General features: G+C 74.1%; 17 protein-coding genes and 1 pseudogene. 9 read left to right on the forward strand and 9 right to left on the reverse strand.

Annotated features, from left to right (window positions below):
• Positions 1–149: 149 nt before the first annotated feature.
• The 7 genes from ACZ7LK_RS19695 to ACZ7LK_RS19725 all read right to left on the reverse strand — a co-directional run bounded on the left by ACZ7LK_RS19695 (position 150) and on the right by ACZ7LK_RS19725 (position 7,984).
• The gene (locus ACZ7LK_RS19695; protein ID WP_471142173.1) at positions 150–2,708 is read right to left on the reverse strand and encodes a polynucleotide kinase-phosphatase; all 2,559 of its coding nucleotides are present in this window, start codon (positions 2,706–2,708) and stop codon (positions 150–152) included.
• The gene (locus tag ACZ7LK_RS19700) at positions 2,705–4,222 is read right to left on the reverse strand and encodes a 3' terminal RNA ribose 2'-O-methyltransferase Hen1 (RefSeq protein WP_471142176.1); all 1,518 of its coding nucleotides are present in this window, start codon (positions 4,220–4,222) and stop codon (positions 2,705–2,707) included. The genes ACZ7LK_RS19695 and ACZ7LK_RS19700 overlap by 4 nt, the downstream gene beginning before the upstream one ends.
• 65 nt (positions 4,223–4,287) lie before the next feature.
• Positions 4,288–5,211: an LLM class F420-dependent oxidoreductase gene (locus ACZ7LK_RS19705; RefSeq protein WP_392274334.1), complete on the reverse strand. Its 924-nt coding sequence runs from the start codon at positions 5,209–5,211 to the stop codon at positions 4,288–4,290.
• 162 nt (positions 5,212–5,373) lie between these two features.
• The gene (locus ACZ7LK_RS19710; protein ID WP_392274335.1) at positions 5,374–5,841 is read right to left on the reverse strand and encodes a DUF6099 family protein; all 468 of its coding nucleotides are present in this window, start codon (positions 5,839–5,841) and stop codon (positions 5,374–5,376) included.
• Between the two features lie 125 nt (positions 5,842–5,966).
• Positions 5,967–6,347: a nucleotide pyrophosphohydrolase gene (locus ACZ7LK_RS19715; protein WP_392274336.1), complete on the reverse strand. Its 381-nt coding sequence runs from the start codon at positions 6,345–6,347 to the stop codon at positions 5,967–5,969.
• A complete protein-coding gene (locus ACZ7LK_RS19720) occupies positions 6,344–7,510 on the reverse strand; it encodes an AAA family ATPase (RefSeq protein WP_471142181.1) in 1,167 nt (388 codons plus the stop codon). Before ACZ7LK_RS19720 ends, ACZ7LK_RS19715 begins: the two co-directional genes overlap by 4 nt.
• A gap of 75 nt (positions 7,511–7,585) precedes the next feature.
• Positions 7,586–7,984 (reverse strand): cell division protein SepF, encoded by a 399-nt coding sequence (locus ACZ7LK_RS19725; RefSeq protein ID WP_392274338.1) that lies wholly within the window; start codon positions 7,982–7,984, stop codon positions 7,586–7,588.
• Positions 7,985–8,325: 341 nt separating this feature from the next.
• On the opposite strand from ACZ7LK_RS19725, the gene ACZ7LK_RS19730 reads away from it, so the two are divergent.
• The 8 genes and pseudogenes from ACZ7LK_RS19730 to ACZ7LK_RS19765 all read left to right on the forward strand — a co-directional run bounded on the left by ACZ7LK_RS19730 (position 8,326) and on the right by ACZ7LK_RS19765 (position 16,395).
• Positions 8,326–9,591, forward strand: coding sequence for an ABC transporter substrate-binding protein (locus ACZ7LK_RS19730; protein WP_392274339.1), 1,266 nt, complete (start codon positions 8,326–8,328; stop codon positions 9,589–9,591).
• Entirely contained in the window at positions 9,588–10,772 is a 1,185-nt protein-coding gene (locus ACZ7LK_RS19735; protein WP_471142184.1) for a carbohydrate ABC transporter permease, read from the forward strand. The genes ACZ7LK_RS19730 and ACZ7LK_RS19735 overlap by 4 nt, the downstream gene beginning before the upstream one ends.
• The gene (locus ACZ7LK_RS19740) at positions 10,772–11,575 is read left to right on the forward strand and encodes a carbohydrate ABC transporter permease (RefSeq protein WP_392274341.1); all 804 of its coding nucleotides are present in this window, start codon (positions 10,772–10,774) and stop codon (positions 11,573–11,575) included. The genes ACZ7LK_RS19735 and ACZ7LK_RS19740 overlap by 1 nt, the downstream gene beginning before the upstream one ends.
• Positions 11,572–12,279, forward strand: coding sequence for an amidohydrolase family protein (locus ACZ7LK_RS19745; RefSeq protein ID WP_469464296.1), 708 nt, complete (start codon positions 11,572–11,574; stop codon positions 12,277–12,279). Before ACZ7LK_RS19740 ends, ACZ7LK_RS19745 begins: the two co-directional genes overlap by 4 nt.
• A complete protein-coding gene (locus tag ACZ7LK_RS19750) occupies positions 12,276–13,040 on the forward strand; it encodes an amidohydrolase family protein (protein WP_471142188.1) in 765 nt (254 codons plus the stop codon). The genes ACZ7LK_RS19745 and ACZ7LK_RS19750 overlap by 4 nt, the downstream gene beginning before the upstream one ends.
• Positions 13,037–14,176 carry a DegT/DnrJ/EryC1/StrS family aminotransferase gene (locus tag ACZ7LK_RS19755; protein ID WP_469464297.1) on the forward strand — a complete coding sequence of 380 codons (1,140 nt, stop codon included), beginning with the start codon at positions 13,037–13,039 and terminating at the stop codon, positions 14,174–14,176. Before ACZ7LK_RS19750 ends, ACZ7LK_RS19755 begins: the two co-directional genes overlap by 4 nt.
• A gap of 227 nt (positions 14,177–14,403) precedes the next feature.
• A complete protein-coding gene (locus ACZ7LK_RS19760) occupies positions 14,404–15,039 on the forward strand; it encodes an ArsR/SmtB family transcription factor (protein ID WP_471142192.1) in 636 nt (211 codons plus the stop codon).
• Positions 15,040–15,047: 8 nt separating this feature from the next.
• Positions 15,048–16,395, forward strand: a pseudogene (locus ACZ7LK_RS19765) (MFS transporter).
• Positions 16,396–16,401: 6 nt separating this feature from the next.
• Here ACZ7LK_RS19765 and ACZ7LK_RS19770 read toward each other — a convergent pair.
• Complete coding sequence (locus ACZ7LK_RS19770) at positions 16,402–17,370, reverse strand: LLM class flavin-dependent oxidoreductase (RefSeq protein WP_392274347.1); 969 nt, start codon at positions 17,368–17,370, stop codon at positions 16,402–16,404.
• Between the two features lie 97 nt (positions 17,371–17,467).
• On the opposite strand from ACZ7LK_RS19770, the gene ACZ7LK_RS19775 reads away from it, so the two are divergent.
• Positions 17,468–18,430 carry a dihydrodipicolinate synthase family protein gene (locus tag ACZ7LK_RS19775; RefSeq protein ID WP_392274348.1) on the forward strand — a complete coding sequence of 321 codons (963 nt, stop codon included), beginning with the start codon at positions 17,468–17,470 and terminating at the stop codon, positions 18,428–18,430.
• Positions 18,431–18,612: 182 nt separating this feature from the next.
• On the opposite strand, the gene ACZ7LK_RS19780 is transcribed toward ACZ7LK_RS19775, so the two are convergent.
• Positions 18,613–20,709: a YncE family protein gene (locus ACZ7LK_RS19780; protein WP_471142197.1), complete on the reverse strand. Its 2,097-nt coding sequence runs from the start codon at positions 20,707–20,709 to the stop codon at positions 18,613–18,615.
• Positions 20,710–20,711: the final 2 nt, after the last annotated feature.

The following is a 20,711-nucleotide window of genomic DNA, read 5'->3' on the forward strand; positions in this document are numbered from 1 at the left end:
TTGGCAGTCTCTACGCATCCGGCCGGGCCGCCGTACTGGCGGAAAGCACGAAGATCCGGGCCGCGCCCCGGCCGTGTGTACGGGCCGGGGCGGACGCACGGGTGGCGGCCCGGCGCCCCGGTCCGGGCGGACCGGGGGCCGGCCGCGCGTCACAGGCGGGGGTCGACCGGCTCCGACTCCAGGGCCAGCACCGCGAACACCGCCTCGTGGACGCGCCACAGCGGTTCACCGTCGGCGAGGCGGGCGAGGGCCTCCAGGCCGAGGGCGTACTCGCGCAGCGCGAGCGACCGCTTGTGGCCGAGGTGGCGCTCCCGCAGCCGCGTCAGGTTCTCGGGGCGGGTGTACTCCGGGCCGTAGATGATCCGCAGGTACTCCCGGCCGCGCACCTTCACGCCCGGCTGGACCAGCCGTCCCTTGCCGTCGCGCACCAGCGCCCGCAGCGGCTTGACGACCATGCCCTCGCCGCCCGCGCCGGTCAGCTCCAGCCACCAGTCGACGCCCGCCCGGACGGAGGCCTCGTCACCGGTGTCGACGACCAGCCGGCGGGTGGTCCGGAGCAGACCGGTCGGGTCGTGCTCCACCAGCCGGTCGAGCCGTGCGAGCTGCTCGTCGTGCGGCACGTCCGCCAGCGACCGGCCCCGGACCGCCAGGATCTGGAACGGCGCGAACCGCACGCCCTCCAGCCCCTCCGTGTCCCAGCAGTAGCGCCGGTACGCCTCGGTGAACGCGGCCGCGTCCGCCGCCCGCTCCCGCTGCCGGTCCAGCAGCCCGGCCACGTCGACGCCCCGGCCCACCGCCGCCTCCAGCGCCGCCACCGCGCCGGGGAACACCGCGCCGGAGGCGGCGCCGACCGCCGCGTACTGGGAGCGCAGCAGACCGGCCGCCTTGAGCGACCACGGCATCAGTTCGCCGTCCAGCAGCAGCCAGTCGGTCTCCAGGTCGTCCCACAGCCCCGCCGCGCCGGCGGCCGCGCGCAGCCGCTCCAGGACCTGCTCGGTCATCGCCGGGTCGTCGAAGAACGGCCGCCCGGTCCGCGTGTGCAGCGCGCCGGTGGCCCCCTCCACGCCGAAGCGCGTCCGCGCCGCGTCCGCGTCCCGGCACACCAGCGCCACCGCGCGCGACCCCATGTGCTTCTCCTCGCACACGACCCGGTCGACGCCCTCGGACCGGTACTGCGCGAAGGCCTCCGCCGGGTGCTCCAGGTAGCCGTCCTCCCGGGACGTGGCCGTCGGCGCCATCGTCGGCGGGAGGTACGCCAGCAGCCGCGGGTCCACCGCGAAGCGGCTCATGACCTCCAGCGCGGCCGCCGCGTTCTCCTCGCGCACGCCGACGTTGCCCGCGTACCGCGTCTCGACGACCCGGCGCCCGTGCACGTCCGCCAGGTCCAGCGGCCGGCCCTGGTGCCCGCCGGGCGCCTCCGTCACGAGCGGCTTGACCGGCTCGTACCAGACCTTCTCGGCGGGTACGTCGACGAGTTCCCGCTCCGGCCAGCGCAGCGCGGTCATCCTCCCGCCGAACACCGCCCCGGTGTCGAGGCAGAGGGTGTTGTTGACCCAGGAGGTGGTGGGCACCGGGGTGTGGCCGTACACCACCGCGGCACGGCCCCGGTAGTCCTCCGCCCACGGGTAGCGCACCGGCAGTCCGAACTCGTCGGTCTCACCGGTGGTGTCGCCGTACAGGGCGTGCGAGCGCACCCGGCCCGACGTGCGGCCGTGGTACTTCTCCGGCAGTCCGGCGTGGCAGACCACGAGCCGGCCCCCGTCCAGGACGTAGTGGCTGACGAGCCCGTCGATGAAGGTCCGCACCTGCTCGCGGAACTCCTCGCTCTCCCCCTCAAGCTGGGCGATCGTCGCGGCGAGGCCGTGGGTCCGCTGCACCTGCCGGCCCTTGAGCCAGCGCCCGAGCTTGTTCTCGTGGTTGCCGGGCACGCACAGGGCGTTGCCGGCCGCGACCATGCCCATGACGCGGCGGAGTACACCGGGGCTGTCCGGGCCGCGGTCGACGAGGTCGCCGACGAAGACCGCCGTGCGCCCCTCGGGGTGCGCCCCGTCCTCGTACCCGAGCGTGGTGAGCAGGGTCTCCAGTTCGGAGCTGCACCCGTGGATGTCACCGATGATGTCGAAGGGACCGGTGAGGTGACGGAGGTCGTTGAACCGCCGCTCCAGGACGACCTCGGCGGTCTCCGCCTCCTCCACGCCGCGCAGGACGTGCACCTTGCGGAAGCCCTCGCGCTCCAGGCCGCGCAGTGAGCGCCGCAGCTCGCGGCGGTGCCGCTGGATGACGTGACGGGGCAGGCCTGCGCGGTCGGGCCGGCCGGCGTTGCGCGCGGCGCAGACCTCCTCGGGCATGTCGAGGACGATGGCGATCGGCAGGACGTCGTGCTCCCGTGCCAGCCGTACGAGCTGCCGGCGGCTCTCCTGCTGCACGTTGGTGGCGTCGACGACGGTCAGGCGCCCGGCGGCGAGGCGCTTGCCGACGATGTAGTGCAGGACGTCGAAGGCGTCACCGCTGGCGCTCTGGTCGTTCTCGTCGTCGGCGACGAGCCCCCGGCAGAAGTCCGAGGAGACGACCTCGGTGGGCTTGAAGTGCCGGCGCGCGAAGGTCGACTTGCCGGAGCCGGTCGCCCCGATGAGCACGACGAGGGACAGGTCGGTGACCGGCAGCCGGCGGCCGCGCGTCGCGGTGGTGTGGGTGGTGGTCTCGGTCATGCGGCCTTCTCCTCGTCGGCGGCCCCGGCGGTGCCGGTGGTGCCGGTGGTGCTGTCGGCACCCGGGGTGCCGGCGGTGTCCAGGGTGAACACGGCCATCTGCGTGGGCGGCCCGACTTCCGGGTCGTCCGGCCCGACGGGGACGAACTCCACGCCGTACCCGTGCCGCTCCCCCACCTCGTGCGCCCAGGCGCGGAACTCCGCGCGGGTCCACTCGAACCGGTGGTCCCCGTGGCGGACGTGCCCGGCGGGCAGCGTCTCCCAGCGGACGTTGTACTCGACGTTCGGCGTCGTCACGATCACGGTCGTGGGCCGCGCCGACCCGAACACCGCGTACTCCAGCGCCGGCAGCCGCGGCAGGTCGAGGTGCTCGATCACCTCGCTGAGCACGGCGGCGTCATAGCCCGCGAGCCGCTTGTCGGTGTACGTGAGCGATCCCTGGAACAGGGTCACGCGCCCGGCCTGCCGCTCGCCCATGCGCTCCAGCCGCAGCCGGCGCGCGGCGACGGTCAGCGCCCGGACGGACACGTCGACGCCCACGACGTCGGTGAACCGGACGTCCTCGAGCAGCGCCTGCACGAGCCGGCCCTGTCCGCAGCCCAGGTCGAGCACCCGGGCGGCGCCCGCCGCGCGGAGCGCCCGGAGGATGGCCTCGCGGCGCTGCTCGGCGAGCGGCACGGGCCGGTCCTCGGTGTCGGTCGTCTCGTCGACGGCGTTGTCGATCTCCTCGACGTCCACACCGTCGGCCTCGGCCAGCCGGACCAGTTCCAGCCGCTCCATCGCCTGCCGTGTGAGGTTCCAGCGGCGCGCGAGGTAGCGGCGGGTGATCAGCTCGTGCTCAGGGTGGTCGGCGAGCCAGCCCTCACCGGCCCGCAGCAGCTTGTCGACCTCGTCGGGCGCCACCCAGTAGTGCTTGGCGTCGTCGAGGACCGGCAGCAGCACGTACAGGTGCCGCAGGGCGTCGGCGAGCCGCAGCTCCCCCTCCAGGACCAGCCGTACGTAGCGGGAGTCGCCCCACCCCGGGAACCGCTCGTCCAGCGCCACCGGCTCGGCCTCGACGGACGTCCAGCCCAGCGGGCCGAAGAGCGCCCGGACCAGCTCGGCACCGCCCCGGGCGGGCATCGCCGGGACCTCGATCCGCAGCGGCAGCGGCTGGTCCGCCCGTCCGGGCAGAGCGGCGCACACCCCGCGCAGCGCGCTCTTGAACACGGTGCTCAGCGCGACGGACAGCAGCGACGACGCCGCGTACGGCCGGTCGTTGACGTACTGGGCAAGCGCCGAGTCAGGCGCGCCGCCCCGGCCCTTGCCCCTGCCGCGCCGGACGAGCGCCACGGGGTCCACCTCCAGCAGCAGCGCCGCCGTGCAGCGCTCGGGGGACGCCTCCGGGTAGAAGACGTGCGCCGTGCCGTGCGCGGTGGAGAACGCCTGCGCCTTGTCGGGATGCTTGTGCAGCAGGAAGCCGAGGTCGGTGGCGGGGCGCTCTGGGGTACCGGTGGTACTGATCGTCAGGAACACGTGTCCGAGTATCGCCCGGCGCGCACCGCCCCTACCAGGGGTTTTCCACCGCCCTCGGCCGGGTGTCAGGGGAGCTGGGACATGACCTGCGAGGAGATCAGCTCCAGGTGGTCGAGGTCGTCCAGGTCGAGGACCTGGAGGTAGACGCGCGAGGAGCCGAGCTCCCCGTACCGGCCGATCTTGTCGACGGCTTCGGCGGGCGAGCCGGCGAGCCCGTTCGCCTTCAGTTCCTCCACCTCCCGTCCGATGGCCGCCGCGCGGCGGGCCACCTCCGTGTCGTCCTTGCCGACGCAGACGACCAGCGCGTTGGAGTACACCAGGTCTCCGGCGGCGCGCCCGGCCTCCTCGGCGGCCGCCCGCACCCGGGCGAACTGCCGCTCGCTGTCCTCCAGGGAGGCGAACGGGATGTTGAACTCGTCCGCGTACCGCGCCGCGAGCCGCGGGGTGCGCTTCGCGCCGTGCCCGCCGATCAGGACGGGCACCTTGGCCTGGGCCGGCTTGGGCAGCGCGGGCGAGTCGGTGAGCTGGTAGTACGTACCGTCGTAGGAGAAGGTGTCGCCCGTCTCCGTGGCCCACAGGCCGGTGACGATCGCCAGCTGCTCCTCCAGGCGGGCGAACTTCTCCTTCGGGAAGGGGATGCCGTACGCCGTGTGCTCCTCCTCGAACCAGCCCGCGCCGAGCCCCAGTTCGACCCGGCCGCCGGACATCTGGTCGACCTGGGCGACCTGGATCGCCAGCACCCCGGGCAGCCGGAACGTCCCCGCCGTCATCAGCGTGCCCAGCCGGATCCGGCTGGTCTCCCGGGCGAGGCCGGCCAGCGTGATCCAGGCGTCCGTCGGGCCGGGCAACCCGTCGGCGGAGCCCATGCGGAGGTAGTGGTCGGACCGGAAGAAGGCGTCGAAGCCGAGGTCCTCCGTGGCCTTCGCGACGGTCAGCAGGGTGTCGTAGCTCGCCCCTTGCTGGGGCTCGGTGAAGATTCGAAGATCCATGCCTCCATCCTGCACCGTCGGCCGCGCGTCAACCGGGCCGTCCCCGCCGGGTGAACCTCGTGGATCCTCCGTTCCCCGAGGCTCCCCGCCAGTGCCCCCCGGCCCGCGCGCCGGCGGCGGATACCGGCGCGTCGTCTCTCCGTCGCCCTTCCCCGTCACGCCCTAGGCACCCGCGGAGGAGTCCGCGGGGTCGGGGGGTCTGGCGCGCTCGCGCACGGCGAGCCGGCGGAGCATCACGCGCACCCGGTCACCGGCCTCGTCCGCGGCGTCGATCGCCTCGATGCACTGCCAGTACAGCCCCTCCTCGTCGGTGGCGCAGGCGACGCCCACGAGGGCGAGGCCCACCTCGCCCAGCAGCGCGCCCAGGCTCAGCAACGTGATCCGCACGTCCGCCACCACCGTCAGCCGCAGCGCCCGGGCCGGGTGGTCCGGGGCCGTCCCGCCGCGGCTGCCTATCTCGCTGAGGCCGCGTGCCTCGCCCCTCAGCTCGATCGGGCCGCACTGAGCCAGGTGGCTGCCGATCGCCTGCGCCAGCATCTGGGCCTGCCAGGCCTCCCCCACGATGTCCCACGCCACCCGGCTGTCCGCCAGGGCGCGCCGGCCGGTCGCGATGAGCCGCTCCGCTTCCATGTACGCCGCCCCCGTTCGTACGACTGTCCGCCCATCTATTCACTACCCAGAGTGAAGGTGAACGGACCCAAAAGCTAGGGGAATTCGGAAATCTGTGGACAGGAAGCTCAGTGTGGATAAGTGGATCACTCCGTAGAGTGACGATCCGGTGTCGATGTCGCCCGCGCGGCACGTCCGGGCGGCCGTCCGACCGGGAAACGCACCTCATTGCGGTCGATCTTGGCGGACAGCGCGGCCAGCGGATCGACGCCCAGCGCACCGCAGAACTGGAGCAGGTAGGCCAGCACGTCCGCCACCTCGTCGGCCACCCGGTGCGCCGTCTCCGGGTCCTCCATGACCCGGTCGGCCTCCTCGGGCGTCAGCCACTGGAAGATCTCCAGCAGTTCGGCCGCCTCGACGCTCAGCGCCGCCGCCAGGTTCTTCGGCTTGTGGTACGGCTGCCACTCCCGCGAGGCCGCGAACTCGGCGAGCCGGCGCTGCAATCCCTGCACATCCAGTTCCGTCACGGGTTCAGGTCTACCACCGTGACCCCGGCGCGTCCGCGCGCGGCCCTGGCCCCCGCCTCCCCGATCGTCCCCACCAGCCGCATGTGCCCCTCGGCGCAGATCTGTGCGGCCAGGCCGGAGAGTTCGCGGGTCTGGCGCCGGTCGAGGGAGCGGTCGAAGCCGTCGGCGAGGACGGTGAGGGTCTGCATCGCGTGGGGCACCTCGGCGGCCGGGTCCATCGCCAGCACGCCCGGACCGGTGAGCAGCACCAGCGCGAGGGCGAGGTAGCGCAGCTCGCCGTCGCCGAGCCGTCCGAGGGGCGTGCCGCCGGCCGTGTCCCGGCCCAGGACCGCCCGCACCGCCCCGTCGGCGAGCTCCTCGACGGCCAGCTCGCGCACGGGGCCGGCGCAGCCCGCCCGGGCGACCGCGGCCAGCCGGGCGTGGCGGCGGGGGCAGCCGGTGCGGGTGCGGTGGAGGACCTCCGCGAGGTTGTCGCAGCCGCGCCGGAGCCGTCCGTCGCCCGCGGCCACGGGCGCCCGCATCCGCTGGGGCTGCGGATCGCACGGGAAGACGGACCGGAGGGCGACGACGACCTGCTCGGCGGCGGCCAGCACATGGCGCTGCCCCTCGGTCTTGCCCGCCACCCGCAGCGGCAGCAGGGCCGTGCCGAGCCGGTCCCCGGGGAGCGGGGCGCGGGTGACCGGAACCGACCCGGCGGTGTGCCACTCGGCCTGCACGGTACGCCGGCCCGGGTCGCGCAGCGCGGTGGTGAGCAGGGTGCGCCCGCCGCCGTCGGTGAGCCGCTCGCCGACGACCCGCAGTTCCGGTTCGGCCTGGACGGCGAGGTCGAGGCGCACCGGTCCGGCGGGGCCGTCCACGGTGCAGCCGATCCGGAACCCGCGCCGCCCCTCCGGGTCCGCCTCCGCGCGTTCGGGTACGCAGCCGACGGGGTCCGGGAAGGCGGCGTCGAGCGGGGCGCCGGCGCCGAGCAGGGCGAGCGCTTCGTACGCCTGTAACGCGCTCGACTTGCCGGTGCCGCTCGCCCCCGCGAAGAGGGTCACCGGCGCGAGCCGGAAGGCGGCGGCGCGGTGGGCCTTGAAGGCGGACAGCCGAAGTTCCGTGACGGCGGGGCGGGCCGGCGCGGTGGAGGACGTCGGGGCGATGGCGGTGCTGGTTGCGTGCATGACTCGGACCGTACGAGCACGTGTCCCGCTGAACCGTTCCGCCCGGTCGGCTCTCCTACGATCGGGGGAAACCGCCTAGGAATGCGGAACCGCCGCGGCGGCGACGCCCTCGACCTCCGTGCCCGCCGGCGCCAGCAGGAAGACGTTCCGGTCGACGCGGTGCATGCCGCTGCCGAGGCCGAAGACCACACCGCTGCTGAAGTCCAGGATCCGCTTGGCCACGTCCGTGTCGGCCGCCGTCAGGTCCAGCAGGACGGGCACCTGCGCGACGAGGTACTCGGCGACCTCCCGCGCGTCGGCGAAGACCTGCACCCGCAGTACGACCATGCGGCGCTGCTCGGCGGCCTCGTAGTCCTGCGGGATCGTGCTGTGGTCGACCCTGGACGGCCACTCGTTGCGCCCCCTCAGCGGGACGACCTGCGCCAGGCCCTCCCACTGTTCGTCGGTGACGTCGTACCTCTCGTACCTACTCATACGCCTATCCTCGCCCCCCTCACCCGTTCGGCCCAACTGCGACACGGCGCCGGTCCGAACCGGTCGGTCGTGCGGGTCGTCCGGTCACGCCCGGGCGGTGGGGCGGGCCGGGAGGTGACGGGCGGTCACGCCGGTCGGCCGGAGGTGGAAGTGCCGCGCGTCGCAACGTCAGGTGACGTGTCGTCCGAAAGAGTGGGGGGCGGGCACCAGGGCCGTCACGGTGGCCTGCCGGGTGGCCCCGGACGGCGCGGCCGCGCAGCATTGACAGTGCAAAACAGCCCAGCTACTTTCGGCCCAGGCCGAAACTGTCCAGGTTTTGACAGGCCTTCCGGAGGCCCAGCATGAAGACAGGGTTCAAGCGCGCCACCGTTCCTCTCGCACTCCTCACCCTCACCGCGCTCACCGCGGCCGGGTGCACCAGCGGTGACAGCGGCTCGGGGTCGAACAAGGTCACCGTCTGGATGTACCCGGTGATCATGGATCCGAAGGCCAATGCCGCCTACTGGGACGGCATCGAGAAGGGCTTCGAGGCCGCCCAGAAGGACCTCGACCTCACCATCGAACAACTGCCCTGGGAGAACCGCGACCAGAAGCTCGCCACCGCCTTCGGCAGCGGCAAGGGCCCCGACGTGGTCCTGCTCGGTCCGGACCAGATCCCGCAGTTCCAGGCGAACGGCGCGGTCCAGCCCGTGGACCGGGCCATCGAGAAGTCCCGTGCCGCCTTCCGCCCGGCCGCCCTCGACGCCATGACCCAGGACGGAAAGGTCTACGCGGCGCCGATCTACCACACCGTCACCAGCACGCTCTACAACAAGAAGCTGCTCGACAAGGCCGGGATAAAGGAACCCCCCGCCACCTGGGACGCCCTGAAGGCCGCCGCGCCGAAACTGAAGCAGGCCGGTGTCGCCACCCTCGACTACTCCGCGAGCAACGAGGCGTCGCTCAACATGAGCTTCTACCCGCTGCTGTGGCAGGCGGGCGGCCGGGTGTTCGACGAGAGCGGCAGGAAGACCGCCTTCAACAGCCCCGAGGGGGTCGAGGCGCTCACCTTCCTCGTGGACCTCTACAAGAGCGGCGCCGTCCCCAGGTCCGCCCTGACCAACGCCAACCTCTTCACCGACCACGCCCTCGGCAAGGAGCAGGTGGCGATGGGCTACACCAACACGCCGTCCGACGCGGCCCTCGCCGAGAAGACCTGGGGGAAGGACAACGTGATCGTCGGTCCCGCCCTCGCGGGGCCCCGCAAACAGGTCTGCTTCGGCATGCCGGGCGGCCTCGGCATCAACGCGCGGACGAAGAACCTGGCCGGGGCGGAGAAGTTCATCGCGTACATGACCGAGCCGGCGCAGATCGCGTCCATGGGCAAGGCTGGCGGCTTCTTCTCCCCGCGCACGGACGTCACCGTGCCCCACGGCGGCCCCTTCGCCAGGGCGTACGAGGCGGCCCTGGCCAACACCTTCCCGGGTGAACCGCACCCGGCCGCGCGCCAGCTCATGGCGCTCATCACGCCGGAGATCCAGGCCGCGCTCACCGGCAAGAAGACACCCGAGCAGGCGCTGGAGGCAGCGGCCAAGGAGGGCGACGACCTGCTGGCGCGGCAGCGTTGAGCAAGGTCGAGCCGCGCGAGGCGTTCCCCGAGGAGCCGGACCCCTCCGAGCCCGGCTCCCCGGCGGACCGGGACGCGGCCGCGTCCCCCTCCCTTCCGGTCGGCACCCCCGTGATCGGGGCGCCGGTGGCCGGGGCGGCCGTAGTCGGAGGGCCCGTCGCTCCCCCGGGCGCCGAACCCCGCGCGGGTGCCCCCGTGCGCCCGGCCCGCCCGGTGGGCGCCCCGCCGGACGTGCCGGCGGACGTTCCGGCCGGGCCCGGTGCTCCTTCGCGGGCCGGCCCGCCGGGGAAGGGGCGCGGAGACGGCCGGCGCAGTCCGGCGCGGCGGAGGGAGGCGCTGGTCGGGCTGGCGTTCGTGGGGCCGATGCTGGTGCTCTTCCTGATCTTCCGGTTCGGCCCGACCCTCGGGGCCGCGTTCCTGTCCCTGACGGACTACCGGCTCAGCGGCGAGTGGGACTTCATCGGCGCGGGCAACTACGCCCGCCTTCTCGGCGACGACCTGTTCTGGCAGAGCCTAGGCGTCACCGCCGTCTACACCGCGCTGTATGTGCCGATGACGGTGCTGCTCGCGCTGGGCACGGCGGTGCTGCTGCACCGCACGCTCTGGCTGCGGGGCTTCTTCCGGGGCCTGTTCTTCCTGCCGTACGTGACGAGCATCGTGCTGGCGGCGGTCATCTGGAAGTGGATCTACGAGGTGGAGGACGGTCCGCTCAACGCGGTCCTCGGCGCCCTCGGGACCGGTCCGGTCGACTTCCTGGGCGACGCGTCCCTGGTGCTGCCGTCCATCGCCGCCGCCTCCGCCTGGAAGGGGTTCGGCTACTCGATGCTGATCCTCCTCGCGGGGCTCCAGTCCATCCCCCGGGAGGTCGCCGAGGCGGCCACCATCGACGGTGCGAGCGCCTGGCAGCGCTTCCGCTGGGTGACGCTGCCGCTGCTGCGGCCGGTGCTCTTCTTCGTCCTGGTCATCGAGGCCATCCAGGCCTTCCAGGTCTTCGACGCGATGTACGTGATGACCGCCGGCGGCCCGGTGCGGGCCAGCTATTCCCTGGTGTACTTCCTCTACGACTCCGGCTTCAAGTTCTTCGACTTCGGCTACGCCAGCGCCATCGGCCTGGTCCTCTTCCTCATCGTGCTCGTCTTCTCGCTCGTCCAGCGACGGCTCATCGGAAGGGAGGAGGACTGATGGCGCGGCTGAGGCTGCCGGTCCTGCTGGTCCTGGTCGCGCTGGTGACCGTCACCCCCTTCGTCATCATGGTGCTGGTGGCGTTCGCGCCACCCGGGGGCCGCACCCTGCCGGGGGCCCTCGACATCACCCGTGCCACCCTGCGGAACTTCACCGACGTCCTGGACAGCGCGGACATCACCCGCTGGGCGCTCAACTCGCTGGTCTACTCGCTGGTGTCGGTACTGCTGATCCTGCTGTTCGCGTCGATGGCCGGGTACGCGTTCGCCAAGAAGCGCTTCCCGGGGCGCGAGGTGCTGTTCTGGTCGTTCCTGGCAACCCTGATGGTGCCGTTCCAGGCGACCCTCATCCCGTACTACATCCTCGTCTCCGAGATGGGCGGCGTGGACACGTACTGGGGGCTGATCGTGCCGACCCTGGCGAACTCACAGGCGGTCTTCCTGATGCGGCAGTTCATCGTGCAACTGCCCGATGAGCTGTTCGAAGCGGCGAAGATCGACGGGGCGTCGGAGTGGCGGGTCTTCACGACCGTCGTCCTGCCGCTGATCCGGCCGGTCCTCGCCACCCTCGGGGTGTTCGTGTTCCTCTGGCACTGGAACGACTTCCTGTGGCCGCTCGTCATCGGCCAGTCGGAAGGCATGCGCACCCTCACCGTCGGGCTCGCCACCCTGGAGGGGGAGAACGTGACGATCAACCAGATCATGGCCGGCGCCACCATCACCGTGATCCCGTGCCTGCTCGTCTTCGGCCTGCTCCAGCGGTACCTGACCGACTCCATCGCCACCAGCGGCCTCAAGTCATGACCGCGGTCGTCGACGTCAACCGCGTCCTCGGCCCCCTCCCCCACGACGACGTGCCCAGCCGCGACGAGACCGGCCTCGTCGCCGAGCTGGACCGGCTGCGCATCGACACGGCGTGCGTCATCCACTCCTACGCCGTGCACGGCGACCCCCGGGACGGCAACGAGGCGCTGGCCGGGGTCACCCACCCCCGGCTGCTCCCCGTGCCGGTGCTCGTGCCGGGCCCCCTGGGCACCGGCCCGTGGACGGGCGGCGCCCCGCTGGTGCGTCTGTGCCCCCGGCGGCACGGCTGGTCCGTCACCGGCCCGCACGCCCGGCGGCTGTTCGCCGAGCTGGCGGCGGCCGGCACGACCGTACTCCTCCCCTGGGACGAGGTGACGGCCGGTGAGGTGCACGCGCTGGCGTCCGCCGCGCCCGCCCCGCGCACCGTGCTGACCGGCACGGGCTACCGGGCGCTGCGCGAGCTGGCCGAGCTGCTGGAGGCCCACGACTCGCTGTACGTCGACACCTCGACGCTCTGCGGCCACCGTCAGGTGGAGTGGATCGCCGGCCGGTACGGCGCGCACCGGGTGCTGTTCGGGACGGGCGCGCCCGTCACGGACGACGCGGGTCCGCGGTACCTGCTGGACACCCTGGACCTGCCGCCGGACGACGCCGCGCTGATCGCGGGCGGCAACGCGCTGCGGCTCATGGGCGGTGCGGCGTGAGCGGGGCCATGGACGTCGTGGACGCGCACGGGCACATCGGCCGGTGGCCGGCCTTCGCCGTCCCGGACGGGTCGGCGGAGAGCCTGGTCGCCATGATGGACCGCTGCGGTGTCGCCACCGCCTGCGTGTCGCACCTGCTGGCGGTCGGCCCCGACGCCCGCGCCGGGAACGCCCTGCTGCTCGACGCCCTCCGGGCCCATCCCGGCCGCCTCCTCGGCTGGGCCGTGTACCAGCCGCACGACCCGCAGGCCCCCGAGCGGCTGCGGGACCTGCTGGCGGTGCCGGGGGTCATCGGGGTGAAGCTCCACCCGGAGGTGCACGAGACGGCGCTCGACGACCGTGCCTACACACCCGCGTTCGAGGCGGCCGCGGAGCACCGCCGGCTGGTGCTCGCGCACAGCCAGCACGGCAGCGCCTGGTCCGACGCCCGCCATTTCGCCGCCGTCTCGCCCCGCCACCCGGGCGTGCCGCTGCTGATGGGGCACGCGGGGCTGTTCCCGCAGGGGCTCGGCCCGGCCGTGGAGGCCGCGGGGCGCTGCCCGGACCTGGTGCTGGAGACGTGCGGGTCCCGGATGACGGCACGGCACCTCACCCGGATGGTCGCCGGAGTCGGGGCGGACCGGGTGGCGTTCGGCTCGGACGCGGTGTTCCTGGACCTGCGGACCGGGCTCGGCCGGGTGCTCCTGGCCGGACTGCCGGAGGAGGACCGGGAGATGGTCCTGCACGGCACCATGGACCGGCTGCTGAAGGACATCGTGTGAGCGGGCCGCCGCAGCGGCCCGAATGGCCCGAATGGCCGCCGCCCGCGACCGGCGAGCAGCGGCGGGCCCTGTTGCGGGTGCTGGACAGCGGCCGGTGGGGGGCGACGAGCGGCACCCTCACCGAGGACTTCGCCGCCGCGTTCGCCCGGCGTGCCGGTGTGGCCCACGGGGTGTGCACCGTCAACGGCACGGTCGCGCTGTTCCTGGCGCTGCGGGCGCTGGGGGTGGGGCCCGGGGACGAGGTGATCGTGCCCGCGTACACGTTCGTGGCCAGTGCGACGGCGGTGGCGCTGGCGGGGGCGGTACCGGTCGTCGCCGACGTCACCGCGGACACCCTGCACCTGGACCCGGTGGCCGCGCGGGCGCTCGTCGGGCCGCGTACGAAGGCGGTGATGGCGGTGCACCTGGCGGGGGCGCCGGCCGACACGGAGGCGTTGCGGGCGCTCGGCCCGCCGGTCGTGGAGGACGCGGCGCAGGCGCACGGCGCGGCCCGGCACGGCCGCCCGGCGGGTTCGCTGGGGGACGTGGCCTGCTTCAGCTTCCAGTCCGGCAAGGCGATGACCGCCGGGGAGGGCGGCATCGTGGTGACCGGTGACCGGGCGCTGTACGAGCGCGTGTGGTCGCTGCACAACGTGGGCCGGACCCGGTCGGGCGGCTGGTACGAGCACCCGGAGCCGGGCTGGAACATGCGGATGACGGAGTTCCAGGCGGCGCTGCTGCACCCGCAGCTCGGCCTCCTGGACAGCGGGATCGACCGTCGTGCGCGGGGCGCGGCGGCGCTCGCCGAGGCCCTCGGCGGGGTGCCGGGCCTGGAACTCGTCCCGGCGCCGCCGGGGACGACGCGCCACACCTGGCACCTGGCGATGCTGCGGTACGACGCCGAGGCCTTCGGCGGCCGGTCCCAGGCCGCGTTCCTGGCGGCGATGGCCGCCGAGGGGGTGCCGCTGGACGCCGGTTACCGGTCGCTGAGCCGCCTGCCGTACGTGGCGACCCGGGCGCCGTGCCCGGTGGCGGAGGCCGCGGAGACGGGGGTGGTGTGGGTGCGGCAGCCGATGCTGATGGCGGACGCGGAGGCGGTGGCGTACGTCGCCCGCGCGGCGCTCGCGGTCCAGCGGCGCCCGGGCCCGCCCATCTGACGCACGCCCGCCTGACGCATGCGCGCGCGACCGGCGACCGCCCGGCCCCGCGCGCCGGACGGCGAGCCGCCCGATCCACAACCCGCCCGGCCCACGAGCCCGCCCGAACCGACAACCCGTCCGGACGGCGAGCCGCTCCACCGTGGCCGGATCGCCCACCACGTTCGCCGAAGAAGTTTTGCAAAAACCTGTTGGCGAAGCGGGAACACCCCCCTACCCTCACCCGCATGACCGACGAAGCCGTCCCCGGCACCGCCGGCCGTCGTGTCCTCGACCCCCAGGAGGACACGGCCGCCCTCAAGGCCCTGACTCACCCGTTGCGCATCCGCCTGCTCGGACTGCTGCGGCAGGACGGTCCCGCCACCGCCAGCGAACTGGCCGCGCGGACGGGCGAGTCGTCCGCCTCGACCAGCTACCACCTGCGCGTCCTCGCCAAGTACGACTTCATCGCCGAGGCGGAGCACCGGGACGGCCGCGAGCGGCGCTGGCGGGCGGTGCACGAGGTCACGTCCTGGAGCAACGCCGCCGTGGCGGGCTCGGACGGCACGGGACGGGCGTTCCTCGCGGCGGTCCACCGCGCCCAGGCGGACCACTTCGAGCGGTCCCTGGCGCGGCACCAGCGCGACCTGGACGCCGGGCGGGTCCCGCCGGCCTGGCTGGAGCCGTCCGGTGTGATGGACCTGCTGGTCCGGCTGACGCCCGAGTCCCTGTCCGAGCTGTTCGCGGTGGTCGAGCGCACCGTCGGCGAACTGGCCGCCCGCGACGAGGGCGACCCGCGCGCCGAGCAGGTCGTCCTCTTCCTCGCCGGTCTCCCCCTCGGCACGCCGTCCTCCGGGCCCGACCCGGCGGGTGACGCGCCGTGAGGAAGCTCCTGGGCCCGGTCACCGCGCGCCGCCGGTTCGCCGCCGTCACCTTCCTCTTCTGGCTGCCGGTGGGGCTCTACCTGCCGTCCCAGGTCCTGCTGCTGACGGAACGCGGTCTCGGCCTCGCCGCCGTCGCCGGCCTGTTCGCGGTCTACTCGGTGACCGTGTCCGTGCTGGAGCTGCCCACCGGCGGCCTGTCGGACGTGGTCGGCCGCCGGGCGGTGCTGGCACTCGCGGGGCTGCTGAACGTCTGCGCCCTGACCCTGCTGGTGCTCGGCACCACGCTGTGGGCCCTGACCGCCGCCATGCTCCTGCTGGGGGCGGGCCGCGCCCTGTCCAGCGGGCCGGCCGAGGCGTGGTTCGTCGACACCGTCCAGGCGCATTCCGGGCCCGGTGCCGACCTGCGCGCCGGCCTGGCCCGCGGCGGTACGGCGTGTGCCGTCGCGCTGGCCACCGGAACGCTCGCCGGCGGCGTACTGCCGCTCCTGCTCGGTCCCGCCACCGGCACCGGCCCGGGCGGCCGGCTCGCCCGCGCCACCGACGGGCTCGTCCTGCCGCTCTCGGCACCCGGGCTCCTCGGCGCGGCCGTCTGCGCCGGGTACGTCGGCTACGTGCTGACCGCCCTGCCCGAGCCGCCCCGGCCGCCCGCGACGCTGCGGACGGTGCTGAGCGGCGTTCCGGCGACGATCGCGGACGGACTGCGGCTGGGCGTACGGCAGCGCCTGGTCCGCCGGGTGCTGCTGACGGCGGCGGCGGCCGGTGCGGCGCTCGCCACCGTCGAACTCCTCGCTCCGGGACGGGCGGCCCGCTTCACCGGTGCGCCGGAGTCGGGGGCCGTGCTGTTCGCCGTGCTGGCCTGCGGGGGGGTTCCTGTGCACGGCGGCCGGGAGCCACGGCGCGCCGCTCGTCGCCCGGCTGGCCGGCGGCAGCGCGCCCGCCGCGCTGGTGAGCCTCGCGGTGAGCGGGGCCGGCCTGCTTCTGCTCGGCGTGACGGCCGCCTTCGGCGGTACGGCTCCGGCGGTCCTCGCCGCGGGCGGTTACGCGCTGGTGTACCTGGGGATGGGCGCCGCCGGCCCGAACGAGAACGACCTGCTGCACCGGTCGGTGGGCAGCGCGACCCGCGCCACCGCCCTGTCCGTGCAGTCCCTCGCGCTCCAGTCGGCCGGCGCCCTGGCGGGCCTGGTCGCGGGGTTCCTGCCGGCCGGTCCGCTGCCATGGCTGGTGGCGGCCCTGGCCCTGCTGGCGGGCGCGGCGCTGTGGGCCGTACGGGTGGAGCCGGTCGCCGCGCCGCCCGCCGGGGCGGGGGCCGGGACCGGGCATCCGCCGCCCTCGGGCGAGGTGCTGCCGGGGCCTTGAGGGCCGCTAGGACGTGAGCGCGCCGAACGCCTCGATGGCGCGGAGCGCGTCGGCCTGCGGCATGCCGGGGGGCTGGACGCGCAGGACGATGCCGTCGGCGCCCATCTCCTCGTATTGCGCGATGCGTTCGGCGCACTCGCGGGTCGAGCCGATGACCGACCGGGCGGTGATGTCCTCCCACGGCTGGGCGTAGCGGGCGGCGTCGGCGGAGGTGCGCTTCCAGTCGCCGTAGGCGTCGTAGAGGCCGCGCAGCGGTACTTCCAGGGCGGCGCGGGCGCGGGCGGTGGTGGGGGCGGCGTAGCCCTCGCGGCAGACGATGACCTCCGAGCCGAGGGAGCGGGGCCCGCGGGGGAAGGAGCGGTATTGGGCGATCTTCTTGGGGAGTTCCTCGTCGGTCTCGTTGAACGAGGTGGTCCAGCCGTCGCAGGTCCAGGCGGTGCGTTCCAGGGCGGCGGGCACGCGTCCGCCGTTCCAGATGCGGGGCCGCGGGCGCTGGACGGGCCGGGGCGACAGGAACGCGCCCTCGACGGTGTGGCGGCGTCCCCGGTGGGTGACCTCGTCCTCGGTCCACAGCCGGGTGATCAGCTCCAGGCCCTCCTCGAAGCGCGACACGCGCTCCTGGGGCCGGGTGCCGTACAGGGCGAACTCCTCGGGGCGGTAGCCCAGGACGAAACCGGCGGTGAGCCGGCCGCCGGAGAGGACGTCGACGTGGGCCAGCGTCTCGGCCAGCATCACCGGGTGGTGGACGGGTGCGATGAGGCCGGCGGTCGCCAGGCCGATCCGGTCGGTGTGGGCGGCGAGGTAGGCCAGTGAGGTGACGGCCTCGTGGTAGCCGGGCCGGTGCAGGTGCCGTTCACCGAGGACCGCCCAGGTGAAGCCGGCCTGTTCGGCGAGGCGCACCTGTTCGACGGCGTCGGCGAGACGTGGCCGGTCGGCCCGGTCCGCGTAGAGGTTGACGTACAGGCCGAGTCGCATCAGAGCGCCGTCCCTTTCCTCGGTGGGCCCTTCCTTTACGGTCCGGACCGTAAAGGCTAGCGTGTCGGCGACGACCGCGACAGACGGGAGCTCACCCATGTCGGCTGCTGAGGACCTGGTACGGCGGTTGCGGGGCACCGTCCTGCCGGCGGTGGCGACTCCGATGGACGCGGCCGGGGTCGTGGACCTCGGGGCGCTGCGGGGGTACGCGGAGCGGATCGCCGCGGAGCCGATCGGCGGGGTGGCGGTGTGGGCCCATACCGGGCGGGGGCTGTATCTGTCGGAGGAGGACCGCCGGCGGGTCCTGGCCGTGTGGCGGGAGGCCGTCGACGGGCCGGTGGTGGCGGGGGCGGGGGTGCCGCGCGCGGCCGGGTCTCCGGACCGGGACGGCGCGGTGGAGGCGACGGTGGCGATGGCGGTGGCGGCCGCGGAGGGCGGCGCGGACGCGGTGATGGTCTATCCGCTGGCGCAGCTCGCCGGGGACGAGGACGCGGCGGTGGAGCTGCACGAACGGGTGGCGGCGGCGAGCGGGCTGCCGGTGGTGGGGTTCTTCCTGCACGGCGAGGCGGGGGGTTACCCCTACCCGCCCCGGCTGGTGGAGCGGCTGCTGGGCCTGCCGTCGGCGGTGGGCCTCAAGCTGGCGACGCTGGACCGGGCGATGGCCTGTCAGGACGCCATCGGGGCGGCCAGGTCGAGCGGGCGGCTGGTCATCACGGGTGAGGACCGGATGTTCGGGCCGTCGCTGATGTGGGGCGCGGACACGGCGCTGGTCGGGATCGCGGCGGCCCGGGTGCCGCTGACGAGCGCGGTGCTGGACGGCTGGCGGGAGGGCGACCACGAGCGGTTCGTGCGGGCGTCCGCGCGGCTGGACCGGTTCGCCGCGGCCACGTTCGTCGCGCCCATCGAAGGCTATGTGCAGCGGATGCTGTGGGCGGCGGTCTGGGAGGGCCTGGTCCCGGAGGAGGCGGCGCACGACCCGTACGGCCCGCGTCTGCCGGAGTCGGAGCGCCGGGCGGTGGTGGACTGCCTGGAGGCGCTCGCCAAGCACCCGGCGCGGTAACCCGCCGGCGAGTGAGGCGAAGGGGCGTGGCGGGTGCCGAGAGGGAGAACGCGCGGAGGCCCCCGAGGGACGAGGGGTCGAGCACGATCGACCGTCGGCACACGCTTGAGCGCCCCGGAGCCGAACCGAGCCCCAAAGAGGCCGAGCGCCCCGGAGCCGAAGCGGCCCCGGGGCAAACGGCGTCAGTTGGCGAGCAGTCCCTTGAGGACGGCCTCGTACTGGGCGGTGATCCGGGAGGGGGTTCCCGACGGGCACAGCGGGTCGAGCCGCAGCCGGGCGAGGGCGCGCGTGGCGACGCCCCAGGCGTGCCAGGTGGCGCGCTCCCAGGCCAGTTGCGGCGGGTTGTACCAGCCGTCGCCCAGGCCGCCGAGGACGAGCTCGGCCTCGCCGTCCTCGCCCTCCAGGGGGCCGAGCCGGTAGACGGAGCCGCCGAAGACGGAGGCGTACACCTGGCCGAAGTGGACGCTGATCTCGCCGTAGCTGGGGAGTTTGCCGGTCCTGAGGACGGTGCGGGACTCGATGTCCATGGCGAACCAGTTGCCCGACTGGCGCTTGTAGACGCCGTACAGGATGCCGTCGTGGACCTCGATGTGCTGGAAGCTGGCGTTGCCCTCGACGGGGGTGACCTCCCACAGCACGGTGCGGCGGCGCAGGTCGTAGGCGACGACGGTGGCGTTGGGCCGGGTCGGGGTGACGCTGCCGCCGCCCCAGGTGTCGCCGGCGAGGTAGGCGGTGCGGTGGCCGATGCGGTCGTCGAGGGCGACGGACATGACGCTCTGGTCGGTGATGACGTCCTTGTGGACGGTGAGCCGGCCGCGTGAGCGCTCCACCAGGGTGAGGGCGCCCTTGAGGCCGCCGGCCGGGGGCGCGCTGGCCACCAGCAGGAGGTCCTGTTCGGGGACGTACGCCATGTCGGTGGGGCGTTGCTGGTCGTTCTCGATGAAGCCCATGGAGCGGACCTTGCCGCGGCGGGGGTCGATCTCCAGGAACTCGGTGCTGGGGTACATCGCCGCGTACACCTTGCCGCCGACCACGCGCAGTTGCTTGGGCTCGCCGGGGATGCGGATGCGCTTGGAGGTGCCGTGGGCGGGCCGGTGGGTCGTCAGGGAGTAGTGGCCGCCGACGTGGACGGTGCCACCGGCCTCGTACGCGACGGACTGGACGGGGTCGGGGCCGGACAGGCCGATGTCGATCAGCTCGACGACTTCGGCCTTGGCGGTGGCCAGGTCGAGCCACCACAGCCGGCCGCTGCCGACGGCGCCGAGCATCCTGCCGTCGGGGAGGGGGACGAGGGCGCGGTGTTCGTCGCCGGTGGCGGGCGCGGCGACCGCGACGAGCCTGTCGCCGTCGCGCCGGTAGACGGTGCCGCTGGGCCGGCCGACGCAGTAGAGGGTGCCGTCGGCGGTCATCGTCATGGCGTCGGCGATGCGTTCCGGGGCCGGGACGGGGATGACCTTGGCGTCACTGCCGTCGGGGGCCAGGTCGACGATGGACCTGCCGAAGGAGCCCAGGACCCGGCCGCCGCGCGCGAGGAGGGCGGAGGCGCCGCCGTACGGTTCGGGGGTGATGTTCCGTTTGACGCCGGTGGTCCGGTCGTACGCGACGATGAAGCCGCGCGGCAGGGTGCCGGCGTACACGTACCGGTCGTCGGCGGCGATGGCGCGGACGTACTGCTCGCCGGCCATGGCGGCGCCGAGGTTGCGGAGGGTGCCGGTCTGGGGCTTGTACTCCCAGACCTCGCCGCGCGGGCTGGTGCCGGCGTAGACGGTGCCGTCGGGGGCGGTGGTGAGGCACCAGACGAAGCCGCCGGCCGGGCCGATGGTGCCGATGCGGGCGACGGTGCCGGTGGCGGGGTCGATGCGGTGGATGTCGGCGAACGGGTAGGTGCCGATGTACACCTGGCCGCCGGAGACCGTGGCCGCCCAGCCGCCGTCGCCGCGGTCGAGCCGGAAGGTTCTGACGAGTTTTCTGGTCGTCAGGTCGATCTCGCCGACGAGGGTGGGGTTCTGGCCCCGGGCGACGACGTAGGCATGGTCGCCGAGGACGGTCGTGCCGACGATCGCCGCCGTCAGGGACGCGACGCCGTGGGTGGAGACCGGGGTGCCGGAACAGCGGTGTCCGGCCGTGCCCAGGTCGTCGGTCGGTGCTGTTCCGGTTCCGGTTCCGGTTCCGGCCGCGCCTGTCGTGGCGGCGTGCGCCGCGCTGGGGGTGATGGTCTGTCCCGCCACTGCCGCCAGGGTGACCCCGGCTCCGGCGTTGAGCAGTCGCCTGCGTTCCATGC

The sequence above is a fragment of the Streptomyces sp. NPDC039423 genome (assembly GCF_055598725.1).